Here is a 1,055-nt window from a genome sequence, read left to right on the forward strand (position 1 = left end):
GGCCCTACGGCGGCCCGCGCGGCGGCGAGGCGCTGGCCGCCCGGGTCGCCCGGGACCCGGGCGCCCCGCTGGCCGCGGCGATCGTCGGACCGGGCGGCACCGGCAAGACGATGCTGCTCGACGAGCTGGCCGCCGGCTACGCGCGGGCCGGCGTGCAGGTCGTCCGGTACCCGGGGCCGTGGTCCGACCCGGCGGCCGTGGCCGTGCTCGTCGACGACGCGCACCGGCTCACCGACGCCGACCTGGACCGGCTGTGCCGGCTCGCCTCCGATCCCGGTGCCCGCCTGGTGCTGGCCCACCGGCCGTGGCCGCGCCCGCGGGCGCTCTCCGCGCTGACCGCCACCCTCGGCCAGCGCCGGGTCGTGGCCATGGTCGGCCACCTCGACCGGGCCGCGGTGGCCGACCGGATCGCCGAGCGGCTGGGCTGCCGGCCCCCGGACCCCGTGGTCGAACTGGTGCACGAGCAGTCCGGTGGGCTGCCCGGCCTGGTCGACCTGGTCACCCACGTGCTGCGCGAGTCGGGCCGCTTCGACCCGCGCAGCCCCGACCGCTTCGACCGCCCCGACCGCATCACGGTCTCCGCGGCGTTCGCCGAGCGGCTGCGCCACCGGGTCGACGCGCTGGAGCCCGGCGTGCACGCGGTGCTGGAGGCGATGGCGCTGGGCGCCGCGCTGGACGGCGAGGTACTGGGCACCCTGCTCGACGGCGCCGCCGGCAGCCTCGACGGCGGTGTCGAGGCGGCCGTCGAAGCCGCCGTGGCCACCGGCCTCGTCCGCGACACCGGCGAGCTGATCCCGATCATCCAGGCGCTGTTCCTGCGGCTGACCCCGGTGCTGCGCCGCCGCGAGCTGCAGTGCCGGCTGGCCACCATCGAGCTCGACCGCGGCGGCTCGGTGCTCACCGCCGGTCGTGGGCTGCTGGGCACCGGCGCGAGCGGGGCGAGGGTCGCCGCGGTGCTGGAGGCCGCCGCCGACGAGGCGCTCGCCGAGTCGCCCACTCTCGCCTGCGAGCTGCTGGCCGGCGCCGTCGCCGCCGGGCGCCCGGCCCGCGCGCTC

Annotated in this window: 1 pseudogene; it reads left to right on the forward strand. The window is 79.4% G+C overall.

Features of this window, described 5'->3' with window-relative positions:
* Positions 1 to 1,055: pseudogene (locus KIK08_RS39175) on the forward strand (hypothetical protein); the annotation flags it as partial.

Source organism: Pseudonocardia lacus (assembly GCF_018531445.1).
GTDB lineage: Bacteria > Actinomycetota > Actinomycetes > Mycobacteriales > Pseudonocardiaceae > Pseudonocardia > Pseudonocardia lacus.